At 67.8% G+C, this 12,437-nt stretch carries 14 protein-coding genes and 1 pseudogene; 11 read left to right on the top strand and 4 right to left on the bottom strand.

Annotation, left to right across the window (positions count from 1 at the left end; translation table 11 throughout):
* The 4 genes from GV007_RS04290 to GV007_RS04275 all read left to right on the top strand — a co-directional run bounded on the left by GV007_RS04290 (position 1) and on the right by GV007_RS04275 (position 4,069).
* The gene (locus GV007_RS04290) at positions 1-915 is read left to right on the top strand and encodes a uroporphyrinogen-III synthase (RefSeq protein WP_160071155.1); all 915 of its coding nucleotides are present in this window, start codon (positions 1-3) and stop codon (positions 913-915) included.
* 96 nt (positions 916-1,011) lie between these two features.
* Positions 1,012-2,037, top strand: a complete 1,026-nt coding sequence (gene hemB / locus GV007_RS04285; RefSeq protein WP_160071154.1) for a porphobilinogen synthase — start codon at positions 1,012-1,014, stop codon at positions 2,035-2,037.
* Entirely contained in the window at positions 2,034-3,386 is a 1,353-nt protein-coding gene (gene hemL / locus GV007_RS04280) for a glutamate-1-semialdehyde 2,1-aminomutase (RefSeq protein WP_160071153.1), read from the top strand. Before hemB ends, hemL begins: the two co-directional genes overlap by 4 nt.
* Before the next feature lie 47 nt (positions 3,387-3,433).
* On the top strand, positions 3,434-4,069 hold the full coding sequence (locus GV007_RS04275) for a DedA family protein (protein WP_160071152.1): 636 nt from the start codon (positions 3,434-3,436) through the stop codon (positions 4,067-4,069).
* Between the two features lie 177 nt (positions 4,070-4,246).
* Here GV007_RS04275 and GV007_RS04270 read toward each other — a convergent pair whose 3' ends face one another.
* Positions 4,247-4,906 (bottom strand): FMN-dependent NADH-azoreductase, encoded by a 660-nt coding sequence (locus GV007_RS04270; protein ID WP_160071151.1) that lies wholly within the window; start codon positions 4,904-4,906, stop codon positions 4,247-4,249.
* 80 nt (positions 4,907-4,986) lie between these two features.
* On the opposite strand from GV007_RS04270, the gene GV007_RS04265 reads away from it, so the two are divergent.
* Positions 4,987-5,334, top strand: a complete 348-nt coding sequence (locus GV007_RS04265; protein WP_160071150.1) for a winged helix-turn-helix transcriptional regulator — start codon at positions 4,987-4,989, stop codon at positions 5,332-5,334.
* Positions 5,335-5,356: 22 nt separating this feature from the next.
* On the opposite strand, the gene GV007_RS04260 is transcribed toward GV007_RS04265, so the two are convergent.
* On the bottom strand, positions 5,357-6,376 hold the full coding sequence (locus GV007_RS04260) for an acrylyl-CoA reductase family protein (protein WP_160071149.1): 1,020 nt from the start codon (positions 6,374-6,376) through the stop codon (positions 5,357-5,359).
* A gap of 93 nt (positions 6,377-6,469) precedes the next feature.
* Here GV007_RS04260 and GV007_RS04255 point away from each other — a divergent pair, with 93 nt between their 5' ends.
* The 3 genes and pseudogenes from GV007_RS04255 to GV007_RS04245 all read left to right on the top strand — a co-directional run.
* Entirely contained in the window at positions 6,470-6,946 is a 477-nt protein-coding gene (locus tag GV007_RS04255) for a GNAT family N-acetyltransferase (RefSeq protein ID WP_160071148.1), read from the top strand.
* A 110-nt stretch (positions 6,947-7,056) separates the two neighbouring features.
* Positions 7,057-8,409, top strand: coding sequence for an ABC transporter substrate-binding protein (locus GV007_RS04250; RefSeq protein ID WP_104329980.1), 1,353 nt, complete (start codon positions 7,057-7,059; stop codon positions 8,407-8,409).
* Between the two features lie 240 nt (positions 8,410-8,649).
* Positions 8,650-8,769 (top strand): annotated as a pseudogene (locus GV007_RS04245) (integrase core domain-containing protein); the annotation flags it as partial.
* A gap of 33 nt (positions 8,770-8,802) precedes the next feature.
* Here GV007_RS04245 and GV007_RS04240 read toward each other — a convergent pair.
* Positions 8,803-9,612, bottom strand: a complete 810-nt coding sequence (locus GV007_RS04240; protein WP_160071147.1) for a class I SAM-dependent methyltransferase — start codon at positions 9,610-9,612, stop codon at positions 8,803-8,805.
* A 47-nt stretch (positions 9,613-9,659) separates the two neighbouring features.
* Between GV007_RS04240 and GV007_RS04235 the strand changes: the two genes are divergently transcribed.
* Complete coding sequence (locus tag GV007_RS04235; protein WP_160071146.1) at positions 9,660-10,229, top strand: helix-turn-helix domain-containing protein; 570 nt, start codon at positions 9,660-9,662, stop codon at positions 10,227-10,229.
* A 9-nt stretch (positions 10,230-10,238) separates the two neighbouring features.
* On the opposite strand, the gene GV007_RS04230 is transcribed toward GV007_RS04235, so the two are convergent.
* Positions 10,239-10,901: an NAD(P)H-binding protein gene (locus GV007_RS04230; RefSeq protein ID WP_201297557.1), complete on the bottom strand. Its 663-nt coding sequence runs from the start codon at positions 10,899-10,901 to the stop codon at positions 10,239-10,241.
* A 185-nt stretch (positions 10,902-11,086) separates the two neighbouring features.
* Here GV007_RS04230 and GV007_RS04225 point away from each other — a divergent pair, with 185 nt between their 5' ends.
* Together GV007_RS04225 and GV007_RS04220 are read left to right on the top strand one after the other, a co-directional pair.
* Complete coding sequence (locus GV007_RS04225) at positions 11,087-11,713, top strand: TetR/AcrR family transcriptional regulator (RefSeq protein ID WP_160071144.1); 627 nt, start codon at positions 11,087-11,089, stop codon at positions 11,711-11,713.
* A gap of 112 nt (positions 11,714-11,825) precedes the next feature.
* Complete coding sequence (locus tag GV007_RS04220; RefSeq protein WP_160071143.1) at positions 11,826-12,437, top strand: TetR/AcrR family transcriptional regulator; 612 nt, start codon at positions 11,826-11,828, stop codon at positions 12,435-12,437.

The following is a 12,437-nucleotide window of genomic DNA, read 5'->3' as shown; positions in this document are numbered from 1 at the left end:
ATGGATGCACCGCTGAAGGGCTGGAAGATCCTCGTACCCCGTGGAGGCGTCTGGGGCGGCGACGTCGCGGAGGCTGTTCGCGCGCGATCGGCGTTCCCCATCACGGCCCCGCTCATCAACTTCGCGAGCCCGAACGAGGACGACTCCCGGGTACTGAGCGACAAGATCCGCCTGCTCGAGAGCGGACACTACAACTGGATCGCGGTGACGAGCGCCACGGCGGCAGATGTCATGCACTCGCTCGGCGTGAAGGTGCCAGACCACACGCTCATCGCGGCGGTCGGCGAGACGACGGCGGCCTCGCTGACGACGGCCGGCTACCGGGTCGACTTCGTTCCCACGCACGACAACTCCGCCAAGGGGCTGCTCCTGGAGTGGGCCGAGGCGGCTCGCCGCCAGCCTCCCATCTCGGTGCTGTGGCTGCGCTCTGAGGTCGCTCGCCCGACGCTCGCGGAGGGGCTCGCCAGGCGCGGGCACCTCGTCGACTCGGTCGTCGCGTACCGCACGGTGGGTGTGCCGGCGGCGGAGAGTATCCAGTACGACATCCGCAACAGCCGGATCCGCGCGATCCTCGTGACCAGCGGCTCCGTGGCGGAGCAGGTGCACAAGCAGTTCTCGCCGATCCCGGATGAGATCTACATCGCCGCGATCGGCCCCCGGACCGCGAAGGACGCCAGGCAGCTGGGTCTGCGCGTCGACGTCGTCGCCAAGCAGCGCTCGGTCGCGTCGCTGCTCGACGGCCTCGAGTGGCTTGCGAGCGGCAGCGACATGCCGGTGACCGAGGCCATCGATCTGAAAGCACTCCGCGCGTTCGAGGCGAGCGAGCTGCAAGCCGAGCAGGACAGTCGACCGGTGCCGAAGGAAGACATCCCGGCCCTCGACGAGGGACGCGGTCAAGCCCCCAATGACCGCTGAGTTCGCCGCCTGCTGGGCGGATCGAACCCACATGCCGACAAGCCGGGCCGCGTCCGCGTCCGTCGGCGCAGAACTCCTGAGGAAGGACACGATCGCATGATCTCCCCGAGCCGCAGGCCTCGTCGCCTGCGCCAGAGCGACGCCGTGCGCCGCCAGGTCCGCGAGGTGCGCGTGCACCCGAACGACCTCATCCTGCCGCTGTTCGTCCGCGAGGGCGTGAGCGAGCCGATCGCCATCTCGTCGATGCCCGGCGTGCAGCAGCACTCGCTCGACTCGCTGCGCCGCGCGGTCGAGGAAGCGGCGACGCTCGGAGTGGGCGGGGTGATGCTCTTCGGCGTGCCGGAGACGCGTGACGCCGTGGGCTCGGGCGCGACCGACCCGAACGGCATCCTCAACGTCGCGGCCCGTGTGCTCGCGGAGGAATTCGGCGAGGACATCGTCGTGCAGACCGACCTCTGCCTCGACGAGTTCACCGACCACGGCCACTGCGGCGTGCTGGACGCGGCCGGTCGTGTCGACAACGACGCGACGCTCGAGCGGTACGACGCGATGGCGATCGCCCAGGCCGACTCCGGTGCCGCGATGCTCGGGATGTCGGGGATGATGGACGGCCAGGTCGCGAGTGCGAGGGACGCCCTCGACGCGGCCGGGCACACCGACGTCGCGATCGTCGCCTACTCCGCGAAGTACGCGTCGGCGTTCTACGGCCCGTTCCGTGAGGCTGTGGACTCGCAGCTCCAGGGGGACCGTCGCACCTACCAGCTCGATCCGGCCAACCGGCGCGAGGGCATGCGGGAGGCGCTCATCGACATCGATGAGGGGGCCGACGTCGTCATGGTGAAGCCGGCTGGCTCGTACCTCGACGTGCTCGCCGATGTCGCTGCGGAGTCGATCGTTCCCGTGTGGGCCTACCAGGTCAGCGGCGAGTACGCCATGATCGAGGCCGCTGCGGCGAACGGCTGGATCGACCGCGATCGCGCGATCGCGGAGTCCATCACGTCGATTCGACGTGCTGGAGCCGATGCCGTGCTCACCTACTACGCGAGTGAGCTCGCGCGCACCCTGGCGTCGCAGTCGGGCACGCCAGTGTCGGCGGCCCATGGCAGAGTGGATGCACGATGAACCACGACGTCTCCGCCTCGCTCTTCGCCCGCTCGCTCGAGGTCACGCCCGGGGGTGTGAACTCCCCGGTCCGCGCGTACGGCTCGGTTGGGGGCACGCCTCCCTTCGCCGCCTCCGCGACGGGTCCGTACCTGACCGACGTCGACGGCAACGAGTACGTCGACCTCGTCAGCGGATGGGGCCCCATGCTGCTCGGGCACGCGCATCCCGCCGTCGTCGAGGCAGTCCAAGACGCGGCGGCTCGCGGACTCTCGTTCGGAGCCCCTACCCCGGCCGAGACGCAGCTCGCGGAGCTCGTCGTCGATCGCATCGCCCCCATCGAGCAGGTGCGCCTCGTCTCGACGGGAACCGAGGCGACCATGACCGCTCTGCGTCTCGCACGCGGCTACACGGGCCGCGACCTCATCGTGAAGTTCGCGGGCTGCTATCACGGCCACTCCGACGGCCTCCTCGCGGCCGCGGGCTCGGGCCTCGCCACGCTTGCGCTCCCGGGCTCTGCCGGTGTGCCGGAAGCCATCACCTCGCAGACCATCGTCGTCCCGTTCAACGACCTCGAGGCTGTGCGGGCCGCGTTCGCCGAGCATCCCGGTGAGATCGCCGCTGTCATCACCGAGGCGTCACCCGCGAACATGGGCGTCGTCCCTCCCGAGCCTGGCTTCAACCGGGAGCTCGCCAAGCTGTGCTCGTCCGAGGGTGCCCTGCTCGTCTGCGACGAGGTGCTCACCGGGTTCCGCACAGGCCCAGCGGGCTGGTGGGGCGAGGAGCAGAAGATCGAGTCCTCGAGCGGATGGCAGGCCGACCTGTACACGTTCGGCAAGGTCATCGGCGGCGGCATGCCCGTCGCAGCACTGGGCGGTTCGCGCGAGATCATGAGCCACCTCGCCCCGCAGGGCCCCGTCTACCAGGCGGGCACGCTCTCGGGGAACCCCGTCGCGGTCGCCGCCGGCATCGCGACGCTCTCACACGCCGGCGACGCCGTCTACGCTCGCGTCGATGCGGCTGCCGAGCGCATCCGCACCGCGACCTCCGAGGCGCTCACCGCCGCGGGCGTCGCCCACTCGGTGCAGAACGTCGGCAACCTCTTCAGCTTCACCTTCGGCGACGGCGCGGCTCTCGGCTGGACCGGAACCGGTGGCGGGCCGCGGAACGAGGACGAGGTCAAGCGCCAGGAGGCCTGGCGCTACCCGCCGTTCTTCGCCGCGATGCTTGACGCCGGTGTCAACCTGCCGCCGAGCGTCTTCGAGGCCTGGTTCGTCTCGGCTGCCCACGACGATGCGGCCATCGACCGCGTTCTCGCGGCGCTCCCCGCAGCAGCCCGGGCCGCGGCCAACGCCTCGGCACCCGAGTAGGGCCGCGTTGGAACGCCGAGCCGTCGACGAAAGGGCGTAGAGGCTACGTGGAGGAACTCACCAACTGGGTGCTCGACCTGAGGGGCTCCGGCTGGAGCTTCGCAGTCGTGGCCCTTGTGCTGCTCATCGGCGGTGTCGTCACGTTCCTGCCGAGTCAATCGCTGGTCGTGGCGCTCTCCGCCCTCACCGCCGGAGATCAGGGGTGGACGGCCCTCATCAACCTGTTCGGCCTCTTCGCGTTCTGCGTCGTCGGCATGGTGCTCGGCGACATCGGCACCTACTGGCTCGCGAGAGGCGTCGGTTTCGGCAAATGGAGCTGGATGAACGGGCGCCGGCTCACGGCCGTGCGCACGCGTGTCGGCGATCAGCTGAAGACCCGTCCGAAGTGGGTCATGGTCACCGTGAGGCTGTTGCCGATGGGGCGCATCGCGACAGTGCTCGCCGCATCCGACGCACGGATGCCGATGCCCCGGTTCCTCCCGCTTTCCGTGCTCGCGAGTGCCGTGTGGGTGGGCTACGCGGTGGTGATCGGCGCCGTATTCGGCTCCTTCAGCACGGACAACCCGCTGCTCATGATGGTGCTCGCCGTGGTCACGGCCATCGCTCTTGGCCTTCTCGCGCAGGTTGTCAACGGCTGGCTCGAGAAGCTCACTGACCGCCGGAAGGCCGACGTCGCGAGCTAGGCGCATCCCGCCCACGGAGTCCGAACGCCTCTGGAGAGAGAACTCGCTTCGTTGAGATGACGTTCCCTCAGCGAAGCGAGTTCTCCTCCGGGGCGGCTCGACTGTCGCCTACCCGGGTGACGACGGCCCGGCCGGTGGCCGGCGACGTTCGAGGTGGTGGAGCTGGACTCCGCCTGCCTACGCGGCGTCGGTCTTGCCGCGGAGCTCGGCGAGCTCGCGGCCGGACTCCGTCGCCTTCGTCTCGGCGTTGGACTTGAGGTCGGCGGCGAGGTCGGTGAACTGGTCGAGGGCAGGGTTGACGCCGACGAGCGTGAATGGACGCTGCACGACGCGGAGATCGAGGCCCCAGGCGTCCTGGAGCAGACGGGTGAGGTAGGGCGTGGAGTGGTCCCAGCCCTCCTTCGGGGTGCCCTCGTCGTAGTTGCCACCGAGGACGGTCGCGAGGGTTGCGGGCTTCCCGGCGAGCGTCGTGCTTCCAGCATTGGTGCGCGGGTCGGTGTAGGCGAGGTCGAACCAGAGCTTGAAGTGCTGCGAGATGCCGTAGTTGTAGAGCGGCACGGTGAAGAGCAGGGCGTCGGCCGAGATGATCTCGTCGGCCAGCTGCGCTGCGAGAGCGACAGCGGCGCGCTGCTCCTCGGTGCGGTCATCCTCGGGCGTGAAGCCAGCGTAGACGGCGTTCTGCCAGGCGTCGGCGGGGATGGGCGACTCGATGAGGTTGCGGCGTGTGACGACCGAGTCTGGGTGTGCCTGGGTCCACTCGGCCTCGACGAGGTCGCCGAGCGCGCGGCTGGCGGAGGTGGCGGGGAGCAGGCTGGCATCGATACGGAGAAGGGACATGCGGGGCTCCTTGAAATTACACAGAGTCGCTATGAAAACCAGAGCGACTCTGTGCAGATTAGCACGGGTACACTGGCGGCATGGCAGAGAAAGCGCAGGAGCACGGCACCGCGGAATGCGACGGCGCCATCTCGCTTGCCTTCACGCTGCTGGGCAAGCGCTGGAACGGCATGATCATCGATGTGCTCGGCTCGCAGCCCCTCACCTTCGTCGCCCTGCGCCGCGCCGTGACGGGCATCAGCGACGCGGTCCTCTCCGACCGACTGACCGAGCTCGCCGGGGCCGGACTCGTCGCGCGCACCGTCAACGACGGCCCGCCGATCTCGGTCAGCTACGAGCTCACGACGGCCGGACAGCGCCTCATCCCAGTGCTCAAGCAGCTCGGCACGTGGGCTTCGGAGAACCTCGAACACGCACCTCTGGCCTGATCCAGCGTCAGTCGCCTTCGGATCAGGCGTCGCCCCGCACGCGCACGACCGTTCGCCCGCGCACTGTCCCATCGAGGATGGGCTGCGCGACCTCGATCGCCTCCTCGAGTGCGACGACCTCGGTCATCGACTCGAGCAGTTCGCTGTCGAGATCGAGGAGCCTGTTCCAGGCTTCGGCGCGCACCTCCAGGCTCTGCACGACCGAGTTGATGCCGCGCAGCGTCACCCCGCGCAGGATGAACGGCAGGACGGTCGTCGGCAGGTCGGTGCCCTGCGCCAGTCCGCACGCCGTCACCAGCCCTTCTCGTCTCGTCTGCGCGATCACGTTCGCGAGGGTCGTCGAGCCGACCGCGTCGATGGCCCCGGCCCAGCGCTCCGTCTGCAGCCCCTTGCCCGGCGTATCGGAGAGCACATGCCGGTCGATGATCTCGGCTGCGCCGAGGTGGCGCAGGTAGTCGCCCTCCTCGTCACCGCGGCCAGTGGATGCGACGACCCGGTAGCCGAGTCCGGCCAGCAGGGCGATCGCGACGCTTCCGACGCCACCCGCGGCACCGGTCACGAGCACATCGCCGTCGCCGGGTGCGACCTGCTTCTCGAGCGCCAGCACCGACAGCATCGCCGTGTAGCCGGCAGTGCCGATGGCGGCTCCCTGCAAGAGGGACATCTCCTCGGGCAGGTGGATGAGCGACTCGTCGTCGACGAGGCACAGCTCGGCGAGGCCGCCGTGCCTGCTCTCGCCGAGTCCCGCCCCGTTCAGCACGACGCGATCGCCTGGCACGAAGTTCGGCGTGCGTGACTCCCGAACGACGCCGACGACGTCGATGCCCGGGACGAGCACATCGGCTCTACTCACGCCGGGCCTGCCGGCGAGCAGCAGGGCGTCCTTGTAGTTGAGGCTCGAGTAGGCCACGTCGACGAGCACTTGGCCGCGATGGAGGTGACCATCGCCGAACAGCTCGTCGCCGAGCTCATCGAACGCGACGTCGATGCGAGGCTTCCCCGCGTCGTCGGTGGACTTCGTCGTCAGGTATCCGCGAACCATGGCGCCATCGTAGGGGGCGCGGATCAGAGCTCCCCAGCATCCGCTGCACGGAGCCGCCCGCTCGCCGCCCGCTGCTCTGCAAGACTGGCTGGCATGATCACGGTCCGCACCTTCACCGAACTCAGCGCCGCCGAACTCTGGGGCATCCTGCACCTGCGCTCGAGCATCTTCGTCGTCGAGCAGGACTGTGTGTACCTCGACCCGGACACGGCCGACTTCGCCGACGGCACCCTGCACGCGTTCATCGGCGACGACCCCCTCTACCCCCACAGCTACGCGAGACTCCTCCCCATCGGCTGGCCGGACGAGCACCTGCCCACGCACGCATCACGCCCCATCGGCAGGGTCGTGACCGCCGAGAGCTCCCGAGGCCTCGGCTACTCGGCTCAGATCATCCGCCACCTCGTCGAGATCGCCGAGAGTGAAGGCCTCTCGACCTCCCTCAACGGACAGGCGCACCTCGAGTCCTGGTACGCGAGATTCGGGTTTGAACGCTGCGGTGAGAACTTCATGGAGGACGACATTCCCCACGTGCCGATGGTGAAATACACATCGAGCCCTGACTCATGATTTACTCGCTCGTAACAAGCATGAATCAGTTAGTCGCAGTGCCGCGGCTAGCTTGAGATCCGGGCGCCGCTGCGCGGCGCTCGCTCTCTGCTTACGTATAAAGGAGCACCATGAGTAACTTTGCCAAGTCGTCTCCCTCCAGGAAGTTGCGCATCACCACAGGAATCGCCGCCATGAGCGTCGGCGTCTTCATGCTGGCTGCGTGCTCGTCGACGACCGACGGCGGCGATCCAGCTGCGGAGGGCGATGCTGCCGCTGCGGTCTGTGGGCCCGACACAGCTGCATCCGTCGCCGACGTCACGCCCGTCGACGCACCGGCCGCTCAGGAGCGCTCCGAAGCGCTCAAGATCGGCTCGCTGCTTCCGCAGACCGGAACCCTCGCCTTCCTCGGCCCGCCCGAGATCGCCGGTGTCGACCTCGCAGTCGCCGAGATCAACGCCTCGCCGTCCGGTGTGCTCGGCGGCAACATCACCGTCGTCCACCGTGACTCGGGCGACACGTCGACCGACATCGCGACGCAGTCGGTCACCGACCTGCTCAGCCAGAACGTGTCCGCCATCGTCGGCGCGGCATCCTCGGGCGTCTCGATGACGGTCATCGACCAGATCACCGGCGCGGGCGTCGTGCAGATCTCGCCGGCGAACACCTCGGCCGAGTTCTCCACCTACGCCGACAACGGCTTCTACTTCCGCACCGCCCCCTCGGACATCCTCCAGGGACGCGTCAACGGAAACACGATCGTCAACGACGGCAACGCATCCGTCGGCATCATCTACCTGAACGACGCCTATGGCTCGGGCCTCTCTGAGAGCATCACCACGGCAGTCGAGGCTGCTGGTGGCGAGGTCGTCGCGTCTGAAGCCTTCAACGAGGGTGACAGCCAGTTCTCCGCGCAGATCGACGCCGTCACGGCCGCCGACCCCGACGCGATCGCGCTCGTCGCGTTCGACCAGACGGCGACCATCGTTCCGCAGCTCATCGGCACCAAGGGCTTCCCCGCCGACAAGCTCTACATGGTCGACGGCAACATGGCCGACTACTCCGCCGACTTCGAAGAGGGCACGCTGAACTGCGCCAAGGGCACCATCCCCGGTGTTGTCGCTTCTGACGACTTCCGCGCCCAGCTGCTCGGCATCGACCCGGACCTGAAGGACTTCACGTATGGCGCTGAGTCGTACGACGCCGTCATCCTGGCGGCCCTCGCCGCTCAGGCCGGCGGTGCCGCTGACCCGGCAACGATCAAGGACAACATGCAGAAGGTCTCCGTCGATGGTGAGAAGTGCACCACCTACGCCGACTGCGTCGCGCTGCTCGAAGCTGGAACCGACATCGACTACGACGGTGTCTCCGGCCCGATCTCGTTCGACGAGAACGGCGACCCGTCAGAGGCCACGATCGGCATCTACCAGTACGGCAACGGCAACACCTACTCCAACATCGGAGAAGAGGCTGGCCAGCTCTAAGCTGATCCGCTGAGCGAGGGGCCCGGGATGCGAGCATCCTGGGCCTTTTCGCGTGCCCTGGCTGGGGCTGGGCCGGACCCTCTGCGTGCCCCGGTGGGGGCTGGGCCGGACCCTCTGCGTGCCCTGGTGGGGGCTGGGCCGGACCCTCTGCGTGCCCTGGTGGGGGCTGGGCCGGACCCTCTGCGTGCCCTGGTGGGGGCTGGGCCGGACCCTCTGCGTGCTCCGGTGGGGTACGATGAAGCCAGAGCCGCGACCTACGACACCTGGCTCCATCACTACAATCACCACAGACCCCACACCGGAATCGGCGGCCAACGCCCCTCAGACCGCGTTCACAACCTCACGGGTCAATACAGCTAGGCGCGAAGGCCGGAGCTACGTTCGGGCCGCGCCTCAGGGGCGGCGGGCGATCCAGAGGGCTCGTGCGCCGCGGACATGCACGCGCTCGATGAGTCGATGCTCACCCGACAGGTCGGCGATGATCTCTCTGATGGACCGCGCCGACTCGTCGCTGAGCTCGGGCTGCGCGTGCTGCGCGAGTCGCCGGAGTTCGAGCGCCGCGTATGCGCCCCCTGGCCCGTCAGCGGCGAGACGCTGGCCGCTCGTGAGCGTGCGGGTCTCGAGGAGCTCGAAGCCGGCCGCGGTGATGTCCGTCGTCCAGTCTGGAGCGTTGCGATCTGCTCCTGCGGCGAGGCGGAGAAGCGTCTCCAACGATGCGTGTTCACTGGGGAGCACGAGCGGTGGAGCAACCATCTCGACGATCGCGAGCACGCCTCCGCGGCGCAGACTGCGGAACATGTTCGCCAGGGCCAGCGCCGGATCCGGCACTTCATGCAGCGCGTTGGACGACCAGATCACGTCAGCGTCTCCGGCATCGAAGAGCCGCTCGCCCACATCGGCGCGGAGGCTGGTGATTCGACCCCCGAGCCCTTGCCGGCCTGCACGCCCGCGGATGTCATCGAGCATCCGTTCGTCGAGATCGATCGCGACGAGTTCTGCATCTTCGAATTCTGTGGCGAGGGCGAAGAGGCCCGCTCCGGTCCCGGCGCCGATGTCGAGGACTGTGGTGACGTCGGCTTTGCGTGCATGACGGGCGAGAGCCCTCACTGCTCGCTCGGTGACAGACCGATGGATGATCGCGTCGAGGTCCAGAAGGCGAGACAGCTGGTCGTGGTGAGCGTGGGTACTCGCGGTATGAGGCATGTATCCAACGTAGATCGAACCTGCGTCAAGCGCATACACTCTTGTCTATGACGCAAGAAACTGACGTAGACCGCCTCGTCCGGCAGCGCATCAGAGCTCTTCGACAGTCGCGTGGGTGGTCTCTTGACACGCTGGCCGAACGCAGCTTCCTCAGCCCCTCGAACCTCAGCCGGATCGAGACAGGTGGCCGACGCATCGCACTCGATCAGCTCATCCCGATCGCTCGAGCTCTCGATACCAGCCTCGATCAGCTCATCGAGCCGGCCGATGATGCCGACGTGGTGATCCGCCCACGCCAGGATGAGCAACGCGGCACGACCCTTTGGACACTGGCCAGCAACCGCGCCCCGAACGGACTCACCGTCGCGAAGATGCGCATCACGACGCCGGCGCCGCCGACGGAAGAAGCTGGCGTCCACCCAGGACGGGACTGGTTCACCGTGCTGTCGGGTATTGCCGAACTTCGACTGGGCGATCGACTCATCCTGGTCGAAGCGGGAAGCGCCGCTGAATTCTCGACGATGATCCCCCACGCTTTCGGTGCACACGGGCCAGGCCCGGTAGAGATCCTCACGATCCTCACGAGCGACGGCGACCACGCCCACTTGCCTCGATGAACCCAGAGCTCAGAGCTCGCGCGCGAACCCGCGAACCGCCTCGGCGACCGGAGTCTGCCCCTCGTTTAGCTCCAGGATCTGCCGACTGATGGACGGCTCGAGAACCAGGGCCTCGAGGACAGCGGCCACATCTTCTCGGGGTATCTCGCCGTGCTCCTCCGCGGGCCCGAGGGAGACCTCCCCGATTCCAGCATCATCCGTCAAGAGCGATGGGCGGAGGATCACCCAATCGATGTCCTGACGGGTCAGGCTCACCTCTGCCCGCTTCTTGGCCGCGAAGTAGTGCTCCTCGTCGTCGCTCAACGCTCGTTCACGCCACGCTTCGGGAAGCACGGAGAGCAGAATGAGTCGCGCCCCTGGGGTGCGCTCGACCGCCTCCGCCACGCGGCCGAGGGCGGCGAGGTCGATGTCGTCCGTCACGCGCTGGGGGCCAGCGTTCGAACCCGCGGCGTAGACGACGACATCGCAGTCGCGGAGCATCGCCCGGAGGTCGTCAGTGGTGGCGGCTCCGAGGTCGCCGAGCAGCGGCGACACCTCGGCTCCCTCGAGCGAAACGGCCTGCTGCGGGGTCCGAACGAGACCGGAAACGGGCACGCCCTGACCTCGAAGGCGGGTCGCGAGCAGACGGCCGACCCTGCCTGAGATGCCGAAGATGAAGACGCGAGGATGCACCGCGTGCTTCGGTACTGAGCTCGATGCCCCATCGTCATCGGCATCGCTGTCGACATGAGGAGTTGAGTGGACGGGCTGCGAAGTGATGGCGATTCCTCTCATCGGCGAGTTGGACGCCGCCTGCTGGCACCCGCAACTCGGTAAGCTACTGATAGTAGCAACGGTAACCTACCAAAGGTAGTTTAATGAAAACCCAAGCGGCACCACCCCTCGAGGAACCACGGAAGCGTCGCCTCCCCTGGGACGCTCGTCACCAGGATCTGCTGGAGAAGGCGCTGGCCATCGTGCGGCAGGACGGGGTAGACGCCCTGACGCTGGGCACCCTCGCCCAGCACGGGGGCGTGTCGAAGCCCGTCGTCTACGACCACTTCGAGTCGCGCTCGTCACTGCTGACCGCCCTGTACCGATGGATCGACGCGGAGAGGAAGCGGGCCTTCCAAGAGGGGATGGCCCAGGACGGCCTCGCCCACGAACCCACGATCCACGCCCTCTCCGAGACGTACATCCGGTGCGCGACGGATGCGAGCAGCGAGTTCTTCGCCGTCGGGGCTGCGATGACGGGCAACGAAGAACGTGCCCGCATCTACCGCGAGCTCGAGGAGACGGGCGTCCAGATGTTCGAGGCGATCCTTCGGCCGCACGTCGTCATGCCCGAACCGGAACTCCACCGCCTCTGCATCGCCCTTGTCGGCGCGGGCGAGTCCCTGTCGGCCTCGACCCTCAAAGGCGCGATCACGGAGGCCGAGGCGATCGCGACATACTCCCAGCTGATCGGACTGGCGACGAAGAAGGGGAGCGGACGTCAGGTCTGAGTGCAGACGACCGGGTGATCCTCGTCCGCGTATGGCCGGGGCTCCCATCGTCGGAAGTGGGCACCTTCTTCCGATCGAAGAGCCCCGCCTCATGCGGCGTTAGGCTGACCGCATGCCAGCCAGGGGGACCTACGCACGGGGCGCGAAGCGGCGAGAGGAGATTCTCGGCGTGGCACTCGCGACGATCGCGGAACACGGATATCACGCAACCAGCCTCCGTGGCATCGCCCGATCACTGGACATCGACCCAGCGCATGTCGGCTACTACTTCGGATCACGCGAGGGGCTGCTGCGCGAAGTGATCGAACGGTGGGACGCGGACCTGCACGAGCGCACAGAGGGCTGCGACCAGTTCGAGGTGCTCCTCGACGCACTGCGATTCAACGCCGAGGTCCGAGGAATCGTGCACCTCTACCTTTCGTTCGCGGCGGAGGCCGCACAGGTCACCCATCCGGCACACGGGTACTTCACTGCGAGATTCGAGGGACACGTCGCCCGAACGACCGAGACCATCCTCGAGGGGCAGAGGCAGGGTGTCGTGCGAGAGAGGGTCGTGGCTGCTGACGCGGCACGGCGCATCATCGCCACCGCCGATGGGGTCCAATTGCAATGGCTCCTGGACCCCTCGGTCGACGCCCACGCACTGCTCGCGGCGACCATCGACGACCTCTTCACCACCGGGACTCGAACCAGCATCCGCTCCGCCTCGCATCACACTCGGTAG

It is taken from the genome of Pseudoclavibacter sp. 8L, assembly GCF_902506465.1.
Lineage (GTDB): Bacteria > Actinomycetota > Actinomycetes > Actinomycetales > Microbacteriaceae > Pseudoclavibacter.
The sequence above is the reverse complement of the archived record's forward strand: the minus strand, read 5'-3'. Positions and strand labels throughout refer to the sequence as shown.

Excerpts from the sequence above, each read along its gene's own strand:
- GV007_RS04290 (WP_160071155.1), top strand. The coding sequence starts at position 1 with ATGGATGCACCGCTGAAGGGCTGGAAGATCCTCGTACCCCGTGGAGGC.
- hemB (WP_160071154.1), top strand. The coding sequence starts at position 1,012 with ATGATCTCCCCGAGCCGCAGGCCTCGTCGCCTGCGCCAGAGCGACGCC.
- hemL (WP_160071153.1), top strand. The coding sequence starts at position 2,034 with ATGAACCACGACGTCTCCGCCTCGCTCTTCGCCCGCTCGCTCGAGGTC.
- GV007_RS04270 (WP_160071151.1), bottom strand. The coding sequence starts at position 4,906 with ATGTCCCTTCTCCGTATCGATGCCAGCCTGCTCCCCGCCACCTCCGCC.
- GV007_RS04265 (WP_160071150.1), top strand. The coding sequence starts at position 4,987 with ATGGCAGAGAAAGCGCAGGAGCACGGCACCGCGGAATGCGACGGCGCC.
- GV007_RS04260 (WP_160071149.1), bottom strand. The coding sequence starts at position 6,376 with ATGGTTCGCGGATACCTGACGACGAAGTCCACCGACGACGCGGGGAAG.
- GV007_RS04255 (WP_160071148.1), top strand. The coding sequence starts at position 6,470 with ATGATCACGGTCCGCACCTTCACCGAACTCAGCGCCGCCGAACTCTGG.
- GV007_RS04250 (WP_104329980.1), top strand. The coding sequence starts at position 7,057 with ATGAGTAACTTTGCCAAGTCGTCTCCCTCCAGGAAGTTGCGCATCACC.
- GV007_RS04240 (WP_160071147.1), bottom strand. The coding sequence starts at position 9,612 with ATGCCTCATACCGCGAGTACCCACGCTCACCACGACCAGCTGTCTCGC.
- GV007_RS04235 (WP_160071146.1), top strand. The coding sequence starts at position 9,660 with ATGACGCAAGAAACTGACGTAGACCGCCTCGTCCGGCAGCGCATCAGA.
- GV007_RS04225 (WP_160071144.1), top strand. The coding sequence starts at position 11,087 with ATGAAAACCCAAGCGGCACCACCCCTCGAGGAACCACGGAAGCGTCGC.
- GV007_RS04220 (WP_160071143.1), top strand. The coding sequence starts at position 11,826 with ATGCCAGCCAGGGGGACCTACGCACGGGGCGCGAAGCGGCGAGAGGAG.